This is a genomic window from Pasteurellaceae bacterium RH1A (assembly GCA_012221805.1).
Taxonomy (GTDB): Bacteria; Pseudomonadota; Gammaproteobacteria; order Enterobacterales; family Pasteurellaceae; genus RH1A.
The window spans coordinates 432574-447353 of record CP015195.1 but is presented as its reverse complement, the minus strand read 5'-3'; the positions used below and the strand labels follow the sequence as shown (position 1 = coordinate 447353).

The following is a 14780-nucleotide window of genomic DNA, read 5'->3' as shown; positions in this document are numbered from 1 at the left end:
CGCTTGTTTCTTGTTGCTTCGCAACAACCCCCCATCCTAGCCTTCCCCCGCAAGCGGGGAAAGGAGCGACTTTATATACACCAAAAGGGCGTATCGCTACGCCCTTTTCTTACTCAAGAAAGATTACTTATTATCTTTCACTTCTTCAAACTCAGCATCCACTACGCCATCGTCAGCTTTCGCATTGCCTTGGGCTTGGTTGGCACCGGCTTGAGCCTGGGCTTGGCCTGCTTGGATAAGCGGTTCAGACACCTTCACAAGGGCTTCGATCTTAGCTTCGATTTCTGCCTTATCTTCGCCTTTAGCTGCGCTTTCAAGTTCAGCCACGGCTGCTTCGATTTTCGCTTTATCGTCTGCGTTCAAGGCATCGCCTGCTTCCGTGATTTGTTTGCGAGTTGAGTGGGCAATCGCGTCCGCTTGGTTGCGGGTTTGGACTAACTCTTCAAACTTGCGGTCTGCTTCGGCGTTGGCTTCGGCATCACGCACCATTTGTGCCACTTCATCATCGCTTAAGCCAGAAGAGGCCTTGATGGTGATCTTTTGCTCTTTGCCCGTGTTCTTATCTTTAGCAGAAACGTGCAAGATACCGTCTGCGTCAATGTCGAAGGTCACTTCAATTTGTGGCATACCGCGTGGAGCTGGTTGAATGCCGTCTAGGTTGAATTGACCTAGTGACTTGTTGTCTGAAGCACGTTTACGTTCGCCTTGTAGCACGTGAATAGTTACCGCAGACTGGTTGTCTTCCGCTGTCGAGAACACTTGGCTGTGCTTGGTCGGGATCGTGGTGTTTTTGTCGATGAGTTTGGTCATCACACTACCCATGGTTTCGATACCCAGTGATAATGGGGTTACATCTAACAAGAGAACATCTGTGACATCACCTGCCAACACACCGCCTTGCACCGCTGCACCAATGGCCACGGCTTCATCTGGGTTCACATCTTTACGTGGGGCTTTGCCGAAGAAGGCTTCCACTTTTTGTTGCACCAATGGCATACGGGTTTGGCCACCGACCAAAATTACATCGTCAATTTCTGACACACTGAGGCCAGCGTCTTGTAGGGCAGTTTTCACTGGTTCTAAAGAACGCACCACTAAATCTTCCACCAAAGACTCTAATTTGGCACGGCTAACCGTAATCACTAAGTGTTTCGGGCCAGTTGCATCGGCTGTGATGTATGGCAGGTTCACTTCGGTAGATTGGGCTGAAGAAAGCTCGATTTTGGCTTTTTCGGCAGCTTCTTTAACACGTTGCATAGCCATTGGGTCGTTACGTAGGTCTAAACCCTGCTCTTTTTGGAACTCTTCAACCAAGTAGTTGATTACACGGTTGTCGAAGTCTTCACCACCCAAGTGGGTGTCGCCGTTGGTGGCACGCACTTCAAAGGTTTGCTCGCCATCGAGGTTGTCGATTTCGATAATAGACAAGTCGAATGTACCACCACCCAAGTCGTAAACCGCGATGATTTGGTTTTCTTTCTTGTTGCCTAAACCATAAGCCAGGGCGGCCGCTGTTGGTTCGTTGATGATACGTTTAACTTCTAAACCTGCGATACGGCCGGCGTCTTTGGTTGCCTGACGTTGAGCGTCGTTGAAGTAGGCTGGCACGGTAATCACCGCTTCAGTTACTGGCTCGCCCAAGAAATCTTCGGCGGTTTTCTTCATTTTTTTCAAAACTTCCGCAGAGATTTGTGGCGGAGCAAGTTTGTCGCCCTTCACGTTTACCCAAGCATCGCCGTTGTCAGCTTTAGTGATTTCAAACGGCATGATTTCAATATCACGTTGTACTTCTTGGTCGGTAAAACGACGACCGATTAAACGCTTAATGGCAAATAAGGTGTTTTTCGGGTTAGTAATGGCCTGACGTTTGGCAGGCTGACCGACTAGGGTTTCCTTGTCTGTGTAAGCGATGATTGACGGGGTTGTACGTGCACCTTCTGCGTTCTCAATCACACGCGGTTGATCGCCGTCCATTACGGCTACACAAGAGTTGGTTGTACCTAAGTCAATACCAATAATTTTACCCATTTGTAAATTCTCCAATTAAATTGTTTGCCTTCCCTGAATATTTTCTCCGCTTGTGGGGAAAAGTTAGGGTGAGGGGATTAAATAAACTGAACGTTTTCGTTCGGACGAGCCATAAATAGGGGCAAAAAAGGGGACTTCAAGGGCAAAGTGCGAAAATTTGTGAAATTTTTCGGTTTTTAACCCGCTTGCAGGCGAAAGGCAGGCTTGAGAGCATAAAAAAGCCGCCCGAAGGCGGCTGGGAAAGGGGGTTATTTGCCTGTGGCAACAAACTCTTCAATGTTTTGTGCCACTTTATTGACCAAGGTGGTCACGGCTGAATCGCTGGCCCAGGCAATGTGTGGGGTAATGAGGAGGTTGGGTAGGCATTTGCCCGCTTGGATAAGCACATTGTCTTTTTCAGGCGGCTCTTTAACGAGAACATCCACCGCTGCCCCTGCAATGGTGCCTTTTTCCAGAGCTTCAACCAGAGCGGCTTCATCCACCAAGGGGCCACGGCCGGTGTTAATCAGGTAGGCTGTTGGCTTCATTAAGCCCAAGGTTTGGGCATTGATGAGGTTTTGTGTGGTTTCAGTCAATGGGCAATGGAGGGTCACAATATCAGCCTGTTTAAGGACGTCTTCAAAAGCCGTGTAGCCCTCACGCACACTGGCTGCACCCTTGTGTTCGGCATAAAGCACTTTCATACCCAAGAGGCCTGCCAAACGGCCCACTTCTGTGCCCAAGCAGCCCTTGCCGAAGATGCCTAGGGTGGAACCACGCACATCGGTAATTGGGTAGTCGGTGTAGCAGAACTGGCCGCAAGTCGCCCAGCGATCGGAGGTCACCTGATCACGGTGGTAGCCCACTAGGCTGTGTTTGAGGGCGAAGATCATGCCTAAAACGTGTTCAGGCACGGTTACGCTGGAATAACCCGTCACGTTTTTCACCACAATACCCAAGTCTTTGGCCGCCACCAAATCAACGTTATTAGTGCCCGTGGCTGTGATGGCAATCAGCTTGAGGCGGGGGAGTTTTTCCATTAATTCACGGCCAAAGACCACCTTGCTGGTGATAACAATATCAGCATCCTTGGCACGCTCAAAGGTTTCTTCAGGCAAGGTGCCATCATATTCGGTCAGGTTATGTGGGAAGGTGAGGGCGGGGATATTATGGCTGGCTGGCAGGCCAGTGCGGTCTAAAAATACAATGTTTAACATGTTGAATCCTTGTCTTGTTATGAATTTGTAAAATTCTAGCCAATTTCCCCCGCTTGCACAAAGACCGAGGGCGGTTTTTGTGATCTAGGTCGCAAAAAAGCCCTATACAAGGGTATAGGGCTGGGCTTTAATGCAGGGCCTGCTGCTTACTTTGTTGCACCAGGGCTGGCATTTCCAGTTTGAGCATCATGGCTGATGGGTCATCTGGGCATTGGTCAATGAAGTAGGTCAGATCTTCCACGGCTGCATGGTAGCAGTGCAGGCCGGCCAACATCATGCCCCTGTCTCGGATTTGGTAGGGGTCGTCTGGGTTAAGGATGAGGCGGAACTCTATCAGCTTAAGAGCATCTTCATAACGGCCTTCGCCTGCTAGGGTCATTTTGACCACGGTTTCTAGGCGTTCTTGCAACTCTTCAACATCAGCCCGGCGCAGGTATTCGCTTTTGAGTTCACTGGCATAGCCCATTTCCCCTTCAAGTAACTTGTTGAGTTGGGCGTAATCCAAAAACGAGCCGTCCCAAGGGTTGATGTATTTGACCACCTTGGCCGCTCCCTCCTGCAATTCTGCCCGCAAGATAAGCTGGGTGGGGAAATTCACTGGGTAAAGCGGTAAATTAAGCGAAGCCGCCAGGTTCAGCACCACTGCTCCAAGCGAGACGGGCATACCGCAGCGAGTGCGGAGCACCTTGTTGAGCATGAGGTTGTCGGAGTGAAAATAGCCGGCAGCGTGACAGCCAAAGTGCCAGTCTTGATAGACCAGGTGCAGGAGCTGATCCAGCCGCTCGCTGTCGCTTTCGGCATTGACCTCATAACGGGCCTTTTTGACTAGAGCCGCCATTTGGCCGAAAATTTGTGGCGGGCTGACACTTTCGTCTAAAAGCGTGGTAATCCGAACCAGCTCTTGATAGAGGTATTTTTGCAGCCCTGCGGGTGGCAGGTTTGCGCCTATAATTTGTTCAAAATAGCCCATGTTATTCTGTCCTTACCGCCGTAGTCTTGGGCGGTTGCTATGCTATCCCATTGATTGTCTTGAAATATTTTCTGCACACTTGCCGCCTGTTGCCAGCCGTGTTCCAGCATTAAGGCCCCGCCTGCTTTGAGGTAAAGCGGGGCAGTTTGGATGATTTCTTGCAAATCACTCAAGCCTTGCTTGCCTGCCACCAAAGCCGAAAGCGGCTCGAAACGCACATCGCCCCATTTGAGGTTTTCGTCCTCGGCATCAATATAGGGCGGATTGCTGACAATAAGGTCAAAGGCCTGATTTTTCAAGGCCTCAAACCAATTACTTTGGTAAAATTTGACCTGGTTTAAATTAAGGCTGTCCGCATTGGTTTGGGCCAGTTGCACAGCCTCTCCTTCCTTATCCACACCAACAATCTCTGCTTTTTCGCCCAGTTCACTGGCCAAGGCTAGGGCAATAGCCCCTGTGCCCGTGCCTAAATCAAGGATTTGCAAGGTTTCTTGCTTTTCCAACCGCTTGAAGGCCCAGTCCAGAGCCAGTTCCACCAGGCATTCGGTATCTGGCCGGGGAATCAAGGTGGCAGGTGATACCTTAAGGGGAAGCGACCAAAACTCCCGCTCGCCCAAGATATAGGCCATAGGCTCACCCTGCAAACGGCGGGCCAAAAGGCCTTCAAGCTGACCTAGCTCTTGGAGTGAAAGCTCGGTTTCCCCAAAGGCAAAAATGGCAGATTTTGAGCGTTTGGTCACCGCTTGCAGGAGCAGGTTGGCATCGGTCTTGGGGTTGATAAAGGGGTCTTGGGCCTGATTAGGCTTGAGCAGATTGATAGCCTGCTCAAGCCAGGTTTGGTAGTTCATGGGGATTAACAATTTTGGGTAGGGTGGGCATCCCTGCCCACCAAATAATTTTGGTCACAATGGTGGGCAAGGATGCCCACCCTACATATTAAGCCTGCTCGGAAAGTGCCGCCAGTTGATCCGCCTGATATTCCGTAATAATCGGCTGAATCAGTTCATCAATCTTGCCGTTCATAATCTCATCGAGACGGTAAACGGTCAGGTTGATACGGTGGTCGGTTACTCGCCCTTGAGGGTAGTTGTAGGTCCGGATCTTGTCAGAACGATCGCCTGAACCCAAGAGGTTGCGGCGGGTGTCGGCCTGTTCTGCAGCCTGGCGTTCCTGTTCTACCTGAACAATACGGGAAGCGAGCACGGCCAAGGCCTTGGCCTTGTTCTTGTGCTGGGAACGTTCGTCCTGGCACTCAACCACAATCCCGGTTGGTAAGTGGGTGATCCGCACGGCCGAATCGGTGGTATTCACGTGCTGGCCACCCGCCCCTGAGGAGCGGTAGGTGTCGATACGTAAGTCGGCTGGGTTGATTTCAGGCAGTTCGCTTTCAGGCAACTCTGGCATCACCGCAACCGTACAGGCAGAGGTGTGGATTCGGCCCTGGGATTCGGTTTTTGGCACACGCTGCACCCGGTGGCCGCCTGACTCAAACTTGAGCTGACCATACACGCCTTCACCACTGATCTTGACGATGATTTCCTTGTAGCCGCCCTGTTCGCTTTCGTTGGCCGACATTTCCTCAATCCGCCAGCGTTTGCTTTCGCAATAACGGCTGTACATCCGGTAGAGATCGCCAGCAAAAATACCTGCCTCATCGCCACCTGTACCCGCTCGGATTTCCAGGAAGGCGTTGTATTCATCGTTGGGATCTTTTGGCAGGAGGAGGATTTGCAGGTGCTGTTCCAGGTTTTCGATCTCAGCCTTGTTTTCGGCAATTTCCTCGGCTGCCATCTCCTTCATATCTGGGTCGTCTAAGAGGAGCTGGGCTTCTTCGATGTCGCTGTTGAGCTTGTTCCAGCGGTTGAAGGTGCCAACCACTTCTTCAAGCTGGGCATATTCCTTGGAATAGGCACGGAACTTGTCTTGATCGCTGATGATGGAGGCATCGCCTAGGAGGGCTTGCAGTTCCTCGTGGCGTTCGCTCAGGCTTTCTAATTTGCTAATAATGGATGCTTTCATTTTTGATGTTTTTGTAAAAAATGGGAGAAAATAGACCGCTTGTTGGCGGCATAAAACAATGCCTTTGAAAACTCAAAGGCACTGGGGCTTAGTCGTCTAAGAAACTCCGCAGGGTTTCTGAACGGCTTGGGTGGCGGAGCTTACGCAGGGCCTTGGCCTCGATTTGACGGATCCGTTCACGGGTTACGTCAAACTGCTTGCCCACCTCTTCAAGCGTGTGGTCGGTGTTCATGTCGATACCGAACCGCATACGCAGCACCTTGGCTTCACGTGGGGTCAAGCCCTCTAGCACCTCGTTGGTGGCAATACGCAGGCTTTCGGCCGTGGCAGAATCCAATGGTAATTCCAGGCTTTCATCCTGGATAAAGTCACCTAAGTGCGAATCGTCATCGTCACCCACCGGGGTTTCCATGGAGATTGGCTCCTTGGCGATTTTAAGCACCTTGCGGATCTTGTCCTCTGGCATGCCCATGCGTTCGGCCAGTTCTTCTGGCGTGGCCTCCCGGCCCATTTCTTGTAGGCATTGGCGGGAGATACGGTTGAGCTTGTTGATGGTCTCAATCATATGCACCGGAATCCGGATGGTGCGGGCCTGATCCGCAATGGAGCGGGTGATGGCCTGGCGGATCCACCAAGTCGCATAGGTGGAGAACTTATAGCCACGGCGGTATTCAAACTTGTCCACTGCCTTCATGAGGCCAATGTTACCTTCTTGGATCAGATCCAGGAATTGCAGGCCACGGTTGGTGTATTTTTTGGCAATGGAAATCACCAAACGCAGGTTGGCTTCGACCATTTCGGTCTTGGCCCGGCGGGCCTTGAGCTCACCGCTGGCAATGCGGCCACCAATCTCACGGATTTGGCTGATGGTTAGGCCTGTACGTTCTTCCAAGCCCTTGAGGTTGGCAATGCTAAGGCGGATTTGGTCGCTATGCTGGGCCAGTTTTTCCTTGTAGTCTTTCTCTTTTTTCGGCAGGGAACGCTCAAAGGCCTTGTCTAACCAGGCTTCGTTGGTTTCATGGCCTTGGAAGAGTTTGAGGAAAACGCCTCTTTCCATGCCGGCATACTCCACCGCACAACGCTGGATTTGGCGTTCTTCACGGCGAACTTGCTTCATCATAGACTGCATGCGTTCAACCAAGAGATCGAACTGTTTAGGCACTAGGCGGAATTCACGGAAGATGTCTGACAGGGCATCGATTTCCTTACGGGCACGGGCGCCTGTGCGGCCATGTTTTTGAATAACGAGGAGGGCCTTTTCATGCTGAGCTTTCAGGGCATAGAACTTCTCACGGGCAAGTTCTGGGTCAATGCTGTTGTCATCGCTGCTGTCACTGCTGCTTGACTCTTCCTCTTCGCTTTCATCGTCATCAGGCACATCGGCAGCCGATTCGCTTTCTTCGTCTTCATCGTCAATATCGGCAAACTCATCCGCTGCGGCCTCTTCCACCACATTGGGGTCAATGAAAGCGGTGACTAGGTCGGAAATCCGCATGGTGCCTTCTTCTACCTGTTGGTAGCTTTGAATCAACTCAATCAGGGCTTCCGGGTATTCGGTAATGGCACATTGAACCTCGTTAATGCCTTCCTCAATCCGTTTTGCAATATCGATCTCGCCTTCACGGGTTAAAAGCTCCACCGTGCCCATTTCACGCATATACATACGCACAGGGTCGGTGGTGCGGCCGAGTTCTGATTCTACAGTGGAAAGCACCTTGGTGGCTTCTTCAACGACATCTTCGTCAGGAATGCCGCCAGCTAACATGAGATCATCAGCATCGGGGGCGGTTTCAAGCACCTTAATGCCCATGTCGTTGATCATCTGAATAATATCTTCGATCTGATCGGCATCCACCAGCTCTTCCGGCAGGTGGTCGTGCACTTCTGACAGGGTCAGATAGCCCTGTTCTCGCCCAGTGGCAATCAGCAATTCAATCTGGGATTGCTGTTCTTCTAGCTGGGTTTGTTGGTCTGTGTATTGTTCCATAATATTACCCGTGTTGTATGTTAATGGAAAAGGGATGGATTATAGCATTAGTTGTGGGGTTTGATAATGCCCTAGCCTATCTTATCGCAACTCAATTAAGGTTTCAGGGTGGCGAGTGGCAATTTTAAGCAAGGTAGCTGCTGCCCCTGATGGGGTTCTTCGCCCCTGTTCCCAACCTTGCAAAGTGCGTACAGAAATCCCCATAATGCGAGCAAATTCAGATTGAGATAAACCTGTTTTCTGACGAGCTTGAATGGCTTGGTTTTCAACATGGTGAACCTTGCCCACCTGGCCTGCTTTCATCTGCTTTACAGAAGCCAACAGTAATTGGCCGAGTTCTTCACCTGAAAATTCATATTCTTTGGCATTGATCTTATCTAGGTTCATTTTTCTAACTCCTCTCTTAGTTGTTTTAAGATATGGGTTGGGATATTTTCATGTTTGGCCTTGGCATAAATCAGTAATAAGTGGATTTCTCCTTCTTCTAATTTATTAAAGTAAATAGTTCTAACGCCGCCACTTTTTCCTGCCCCTGATCTTTTCCAACGAACCTTCCGACAGCCCGAACTATGGGGAATAACATCTCCTGCCTGTGGATTCGTAGCAAGATAAACGGCCAGCTCTTCTTGTTCATCCTGAGACAAAATATCTTGAGCTAAACGACTATAAATGGGTGTTTCAACAACGGTATACATAAGCTCTCTACTACAATGAAGTAGTCATCATAGGGGAAATTAGCCTCTTACTCAAGACTTATCCTTCTAAATATTACTACTGACTAATCAAAGCCACCAATTCCTGCTTTTCTTCCTCATTCAGGCCTGTGGTGCGATCCTTGGCAATCAGCCATTCCGTGCGTTGCTCTAGCAGTTTGGCATAGAGGAAATCCAGGGTTTCGATAAAGGTTTTCTCGATGTTTTCTGGGGCGACTAGATGATCCCAGTTGGCCAGGATTTCAAGGGTGCGGTAGCTTTCTTTTTCCCGCCAGTGTTCTAGGAGCTGGCCCATGCTGATGCCCACCTTGTCCCGGCAAAGGTCGCTGAGTTCAACCAAGAGGTCAAAGCCCGGTTCCTCCAAGCTCTTAAGCGGGGCCAGATCTGGCACAAAACGCACCAGGTCTGGGTTTTGCAATAAAAGAGCAATTAGTAACCGCATGGGAGTTTGCTTTATTTTAAGTTTAGGCTTATCTTCTTTTTTGATAAAGTCGGTAAGAGTTTTTCTAATTGCTCAGGAGAAAACACAATACCGACTTTTTGCCCTAGCGTATTACGTAAGTTTAGTCTAAGAGTATCTCCAGGAATTTTTTGCAATAACGGTGCAGCTAAAGTTACTAGCTTAGTTTTGCCTTCTTTAGTAGTCAAATCCACTTGAGCCAAAAGGGAATTAAAGAGAAAATCACTCAGGGACAGGGCCTTTTGCAGATAGGCCTCAAAGCCCTCCTTGCCCACTTGACGGACGAAGGAGTCCGGATCTTCCCCATCAGGCAGGAAGATAAACTTGATTTGTCGGCCGTCCTGCAAATGAGGCAGGGCATTTTCTAAGGCCTTCCAGGCCGCATCCCGCCCAGCTCGGTCGCCATCATAGCAACAGATCACCTGTTCGGTGCAGCGGAACATCAGTTGGATTTGCTCACCTGTGGTGGCCGTGCCTAGGGAGGCCACGGCATTGTTAATCCCATACTGGGCCAGGGCGACCACGTCCATATAGCCCTCTACCACAAAGAGAAAGTCAGGATTTTCCTGGGCTTGTAAGGCTTGATAGAGGCCGTAGAGTTCATTACTCTTGTGGTAGGTAACGGATTCAGGCGAGTTGAGGTACTTGGGTTTTTCATCGCCCATAACCCGGCCACCAAAGGCCACCACCCGGCCCCGCTTGTCCCGAATGGGGAACATAACCCGGTTGCGGAAGCGATCATACATGCCCCGCTCATTCTGCGACAGCATACCGGTGTCAAAGAGCTTTTGGATTTCTTCCTTATTGGTGCCGAACTTGCGTAAGACCGTATCCATGGAATTGGGGCAGAAGCCCAGCTCAAAGCGGTCGATAATTTCAGGCGACAGGCCCCGCTTAGCCAAATAGTCCTGGCTGGCCTGGTGTTGCTTGAGATTGGCCTGATAAAAGTGAGCAATGGCCTCCATCAGTTCATAGAGATTACGCCGGGTCTTAAAGCTGGCCTGGGGCTTGCCGTCTGGTCGGGTGTTTTCCCGAGGGACTTCTAAATTATGTAGGGCAGCTAGCTCTTCCACAGCTTCGACAAATTCCAGCTTGTCGTAGGCCATCAGAAAGCCAATGGCATTGCCGCTTTCGCCACAGCCAAAACAATGATAGAACTGCTTTTGGGGGCTGACAGAGAAGGAGGGGGTCTTTTCGTGGTGGAAGGGGCAGCAGGCCTGGTAATTACGGCCAGCCTTTTTGAGCTTGACCCGAGAGTCAATCAGGGCCACGATGTCGGTGCGTGCAATCAGATCATCAATAAAGGAACGTGGAATAAGGCCTGCCATTGATTTCTCCTTTTGCCTGAACAAAAACACTAAAACCGCGATTCCCTAGGGTTTCACGGTTTTAATGTCTTCATTAGAAAATGAAATTAGTATAAACGGTTGCTACGAGCGTTTTCGCGAGCGTTACGTTTAGCGTGACGTTTTGCTAAAGATGCTTTTTCACGTTTACGAATTGTGGTTGGTTTTTCGTAGAACTCACGAGCACGAACTTCTGCTAATAAACCTGCTTTTTCGCAAGAACGTTTAAAACGACGTAATGCAACGTCAAATGATTCATTTTCACGAACTTTAACTACTGGCATATGCCATCACCTCAAGGAATTGAATATGTTTAAATAAATTGTCGCACAAAATCACGGCGACAGAGAACGATAAAAGGTGATCCATTCTAGACCAGAACGGCAGATAAGTAAAGACCTGATTTACTTTTTCTTCTTGCCCTGGGCTTCAACGTTTTTCACACAAAGTTGCAGCCACTGCTCGGAGCCTTTAGTGACGTATTCATCATTACGCACCTTGCCAGCCTTAAGCCCCTGCATGGCCTCATAAATGCCTTGGGTCATACTAGCTGGATGGGTTTGGCTCCAGCATTCAGGGCTGAGGCGGTTGAAGTTGTTTTGCAGGTCAGCCGCAAAAAGCACGCCACTGTAGTAGGCATAGACATCATGGTCTAACATCCGATTGAGCAGGCTAGCTCGGATTTGTTCTACCGGCAGCTTCACTTGGCCCTTATACCACTCATCCACACCATTGATAAAGGATTCAATATCATAGCTATCATTAACTCTATCTTGATAGGTTTGAGCAGTGGACTCATAGGCAACAGCGTAGGATTTTTGATCTACTTCTGAAGCTTTAAGCGGCTGGTAGGCTGTTTTTTTGCCACCAAAGCTGCAGGCGGTTAAGACGAAAAGGGCTGAAAGTAAGCCAAAAGTTCTAAATAAAGATTTCATAATCTACCTCACTTTGCTGTAAAATCTGCCCCATTATGCAACGTTTTTGCGAGAAAATAAAATGGAACAGTACTTAGATCTCTGCCAACGCATCGTAAATGAGGGCAAGTGGGTAGAAAATGAACGCACAGGCAAACGTTGCCTGACCGTAATCAATGCGGATTTAACTTATGATGTGGCCAAGGGAGAGTTCCCCCTGGTCACTACCCGCCGTAGCTTTTGGAAGGCAGCTATTGCCGAGCTTTTGGGCTATATTCGGGGCTATGATAATGCGGCTGATTTCCGCAAACTAGGCACAAAATCCTGGGATGCCAATGCTAATGAAAACGCTGCCTGGCTGGCCAACCCCCACCGCAAGGGAGTGGATGATATGGGCCTGGTTTATGGAGCCGTAGGCCGAAACTTCCCCAAGCCTGATGGGGGCAGTGTGGATTTACTCCGCCAAATTGTGGACGATCTCAAACGTGGCCAGGACAACCGGGGCGAAATCTATACCTTCTACCATCCAGGCGCCTTCCACTTGGGTTGCTTACGGCCTTGCCTACACAGCCACCATTTTTCCCTCTTAGACGGTGTTTTATACCTCAACAGCACCCAACGTTCGGCTGATGTGCCCTTGGGTCTTAATTGGAATATGATCCAGTGCTATACCTTTTTGGCCCTCATGGCCCAAATTACTGGCCACCAACCAGGCCAGGCCTTCCACAAGATTGTCAATGCCCATATCTATGAGGATCAGTTGGAGCTAATGCGGGATGTGCAGCTTAAGCGTGAACCTTTTGAGGCCCCTAAGCTGATTATCAACCCGGATATTAAGACCTTAGAAGATCTGGAAACCTGGGTAACACTGGAGGATTTCCAGGTGGAGAATTATCAGTACCATCCGAGCATTCAGTATCCTTTTTCGGTGTAACCTATGGCTAAGGGGCGTTGATTATTAGATAAAATTTGCGGTTATCGTGATCTCCGATAATCTGCCCCCCTCCGCCTTCGGCACCTCCCCCGCAAGCGGGTGGAGGGAAGTCTTCCATCAATATTTATAGAACTTTCGCTCCCTCCGCTTGCGGGGGGAGCTGCCCGAAGGGCTGAGGGGGGAATGATCAACAATCCCTAGAAAATTTGAAAAATCAAAATTAGCACTTATAATGTAGTCATCCGCCTTAGAGCGCTTATTAACTAACCCCTTCTAGGGCTTAGTCGAAAGGGTATCATTTGATACCCTTTTCTTTTTTATCTACTGGCCTGATAAACCTTCATCGCCTCTGGCAACAAGCGTTTCAGATTGGCTTGACGATCAGCATTGGTTGGGTGGGTGGAAACCAGGCTGCCCAAGGCACTGGTATCGCCTGTGGCGGCAGCCATTTTTTCCCATAAAGTTGGGGCAGCAGATGGGTTATAGCCTGATTCAGCCATAAGCATCAAACCCACCTCATCCGCTTCGGTTTCCTGGCTGCGGGAGAAGGGCTTATCAATAATCAGATCTTTGGCCAGGCCAACGCCATCAATGCCCGCATAGCCCGTTGGAATACCCTTGGCCTGTAGCACGGCTGAGCCAATAGAGGCAATCACGCCTGTAATGGTGCCAACGGTTTGATCTGACTTAGAATGCTCTTTGAGAGCATGTGCCATTTCATGGCCCATCACCACGGCAATTTCATCATTGGTTAATTTGAGCTTATCCACCAAGCCCGTGTAAAAAGCCATTTTACCGCCCGCCATGGCCCAAGCGTTAAGCTGTTCAGACTTTAAAACCAAAATCTCCCAATCAAAAGGCACGCCTGTTTGGTTGGCTCTTTCGGCATAAGGTTTCATTTTATTGAAGACCGCCTGAATGCGTTTGGAGGTGGTAGAACTGGTGTCCACCGCACTCTTGGCATACATTTCTTGCTTAACGCTCAAATAATTTTGAGCTGCTTGATTATTGACTTGCTCAGTCGTGGCACAGCCCACTAAACCCAGGGCCGCTAAGGCCGTGACAAATAACTTTTTCATGTAATTCCTTGCATATAGTAAAACTGCCAAATAGCAGGCTATTTGACAGTTTTTAGAAAATGAACAAACTTATTTTTTGGCACGCTCAAAGGATTCTAAGATCTCTTGGCGGGCCGCTTCAACGCCTTCCCAACCTTCAACCTTAACCCATTTGCCTGCTTCAAGCGCCTTGTAGCTCTCAAAGAAGTGCTGGATTTGGGCTTTCAAAAGGGCTGGCAAATCGCCCACATCTTTAATATGGTCGTATTCCTTGCTTAATTTAGTGTGTGGAACCGCAACCACCTTGGCATCGCCACCTGCTTCATCGGTCATCTTTAAAACACCCACTGGGCGGCAACGAATTACAGAACCCGGTTGAAGTGGATATGGGGTTGGCACAAGCACATCCACAGGGTCGCCATCTGAAGAAAGGGTGTGGTTTACATAGCCGTAGTTGGCTGGGTAGAACATGGCGGTTGCCATAAAGCGATCTACAAATAAGGCACCGCTTTCCTTGTCCACTTCGTATTTGATTGGATCAGAGTTGGCCGGAATTTCGATTACAACATAAATATCATCTGGCAATTCTTTACCAGCAGGTACATTTTCTAAGCCCATTTAGGTTTCCTCTCATAAATTAAGGGTGAATAAACGCAGGGATTATAGCGAGAAATCCGCCCTTCTGCCATATCTAGCCCGCAAAAATAAAGGCGGGTAAAAAAAGCTCGCTGATTTCAAGGGGGTAGCCCTTGAGATCGAGAGTAGAACGCCGGGCATAGAGGCCAGTTTGAGCGTCCCATCCCCATTCTAGGCTTAGGCGTTGAGGCTTTTGCGGAAAAAGCCACAGGCCGATAGGCTTATCGCCCAGGCTTAAGACGGCCTGTGCCACCTGTTCCACGGTTTGAGCCGGCAAGATGGTTTGGGCGAAGATCCAAGGGGTTGAACCGCATTTGAGCAGGACATCCCGCTGCCAGCAAGCGGTTGAAAAAGCTGGATTTTTTGCAAGCCAGCCCTCTTGGATCACCTCCACCTGTAAGTGGGTGCAAACCTGCTGGAGCTTTTCAGTGAGCGAGCCTTCACACAAGAGCCAGGCCTGATGGCAGGCAGACAAGTCGCCAAGCTCAGCCTGCCAGGCCATTCTGGCTAAAATTGAAT

The 14780-nt window shown here is 49.6% G+C and carries 13 protein-coding genes and 1 pseudogene; 1 reads left to right on the top strand and 13 read right to left on the bottom strand.

Annotation, left to right across the window (positions count from 1 at the left end; translation table 11 throughout):
• Positions 1-123 precede the first annotated feature (123 nt).
• The 10 genes and pseudogenes from A4G20_02195 to A4G20_02150 form a co-directional block, all read right to left on the bottom strand.
• Positions 124-2028, bottom strand: coding sequence for a molecular chaperone DnaK (locus A4G20_02195; protein ID QIW15235.1), 1905 nt, complete (start codon positions 2026-2028; stop codon positions 124-126).
• Positions 2029-2276: 248 nt separating this feature from the next.
• Entirely contained in the window at positions 2277-3224 is a 948-nt protein-coding gene (locus A4G20_02190) for a glycerate dehydrogenase (protein QIW15234.1), read from the bottom strand.
• 127 nt (positions 3225-3351) lie between these two features.
• Positions 3352-4194, bottom strand: coding sequence for a hypothetical protein (locus A4G20_02185; protein QIW15233.1), 843 nt, complete (start codon positions 4192-4194; stop codon positions 3352-3354).
• Entirely contained in the window at positions 4170-5042 is an 873-nt protein-coding gene (locus A4G20_02180) for a protein-(glutamine-N5) methyltransferase, release factor-specific (protein QIW15232.1), read from the bottom strand. The genes A4G20_02185 and A4G20_02180 overlap by 25 nt, the downstream gene beginning before the upstream one ends.
• Before the next feature lie 88 nt (positions 5043-5130).
• On the bottom strand, positions 5131-6213 hold the full coding sequence (locus tag A4G20_02175) for a peptide chain release factor 1 (GenBank protein QIW15231.1): 1083 nt from the start codon (positions 6211-6213) through the stop codon (positions 5131-5133).
• 88 nt (positions 6214-6301) lie between these two features.
• On the bottom strand, positions 6302-8200 hold the full coding sequence (locus A4G20_02170) for an RNA polymerase sigma factor RpoD (protein QIW15230.1): 1899 nt from the start codon (positions 8198-8200) through the stop codon (positions 6302-6304).
• 81 nt (positions 8201-8281) lie between these two features.
• The gene (locus tag A4G20_02165; protein QIW15229.1) at positions 8282-8587 is read right to left on the bottom strand and encodes a transcriptional regulator; all 306 of its coding nucleotides are present in this window, start codon (positions 8585-8587) and stop codon (positions 8282-8284) included.
• Positions 8584-8895 carry a transcriptional regulator gene (locus tag A4G20_02160; protein QIW15228.1) on the bottom strand — a complete coding sequence of 104 codons (312 nt, stop codon included), beginning with the start codon at positions 8893-8895 and terminating at the stop codon, positions 8584-8586. Before A4G20_02160 ends, A4G20_02165 begins: the two co-directional genes overlap by 4 nt.
• 76 nt (positions 8896-8971) lie before the next feature.
• Positions 8972-10701 (bottom strand): annotated as a pseudogene (locus tag A4G20_02155) (DNA primase).
• Positions 10702-11123: 422 nt separating this feature from the next.
• Positions 11124-11654 (bottom strand): hypothetical protein, encoded by a 531-nt coding sequence (locus A4G20_02150; GenBank protein QIW15227.1) that lies wholly within the window; start codon positions 11652-11654, stop codon positions 11124-11126.
• A gap of 61 nt (positions 11655-11715) precedes the next feature.
• On the opposite strand from A4G20_02150, the gene A4G20_02145 reads away from it, so the two are divergent.
• Positions 11716-12567 carry a thymidylate synthase gene (locus A4G20_02145; GenBank protein QIW15226.1) on the top strand — a complete coding sequence of 284 codons (852 nt, stop codon included), beginning with the start codon at positions 11716-11718 and terminating at the stop codon, positions 12565-12567.
• A gap of 317 nt (positions 12568-12884) precedes the next feature.
• Here the strand turns inward: A4G20_02145 and A4G20_02140 are convergent, their stop codons facing one another.
• From A4G20_02140 to A4G20_02130, 3 genes are all read right to left on the bottom strand, one after another.
• Positions 12885-13646 (bottom strand): deoxyribonuclease HsdR, encoded by a 762-nt coding sequence (locus A4G20_02140; protein ID QIW15225.1) that lies wholly within the window; start codon positions 13644-13646, stop codon positions 12885-12887.
• 69 nt (positions 13647-13715) lie between these two features.
• Positions 13716-14243, bottom strand: coding sequence for an inorganic pyrophosphatase (locus A4G20_02135; GenBank protein ID QIW15224.1), 528 nt, complete (start codon positions 14241-14243; stop codon positions 13716-13718).
• A 73-nt stretch (positions 14244-14316) separates the two neighbouring features.
• Positions 14317-14763, bottom strand: coding sequence for a hypothetical protein (locus tag A4G20_02130; GenBank protein QIW16829.1), 447 nt, complete (start codon positions 14761-14763; stop codon positions 14317-14319).
• Positions 14764-14780 lie beyond the last annotated feature (17 nt).